The sequence below is a fragment of the Paraburkholderia sp. BCC1885 genome (assembly GCF_900996235.1).
In the GTDB taxonomy this organism is placed as follows: domain Bacteria; phylum Pseudomonadota; class Gammaproteobacteria; order Burkholderiales; family Burkholderiaceae; genus Paraburkholderia.
In genome coordinates this window covers 1-470 of record NZ_CAAJGM010000130.1, presented here as the reverse complement: position 1 = coordinate 470, position 470 = coordinate 1, and the positions used below count along the sequence as shown (strand labels likewise).

Annotated in this window: 1 pseudogene; it reads left to right on the top strand. The window is 69.4% G+C overall.

Annotation, left to right across the window (positions count from 1 at the left end):
- A pseudogene (locus tag FQ755_RS38115) lies at positions 1-120 on the top strand (LysR family transcriptional regulator); the annotation flags it as partial.
- Positions 121-470 lie beyond the last annotated feature (350 nt).

Sequence of the window (470 nt, the reverse complement as noted above, 5' to 3'; positions counted from 1 at the left end):
AGCACGGAGCTGCGCCGCAAGCTGGCCGCCGACGAGATCGAGATCGCGCTGATCAAGCGCGAGCCGGATAGCGGCGATTGCCTGGCTGCATGGCCGGAGCGGCTGGTCTGGGTGCAAGGCCGGCACGGTTCGCGAGGCTGGCTTCGCGAACGGGGTCGGGGTTCGTGTGTCCGGCTTGTTGCGGCATGCGGATGCTGGCTACCCTTTTTTCATCCGGCGGTTTTGAGAGGAATCGCCGGAGGGAACCCGGATCGGGCGCCGTTCAGATGCGGCCGGCGGGTCCCGAAGCGCCTCGTGAGAGTGGGGCGTGGTGGTGGGCGCATCGATGTCCGGCGCAATGGACCGGCCACGACGGCGTCGAGACCTGTCGCGAGGTCGGCCGTAGCCGTGCGGCACGATCGGTGGAAGCGGGCAGGGGAAGATCGGCAGGACCCGGCGCCGGCAGGTGCCGCCGCGATGCCTTGGTCGAT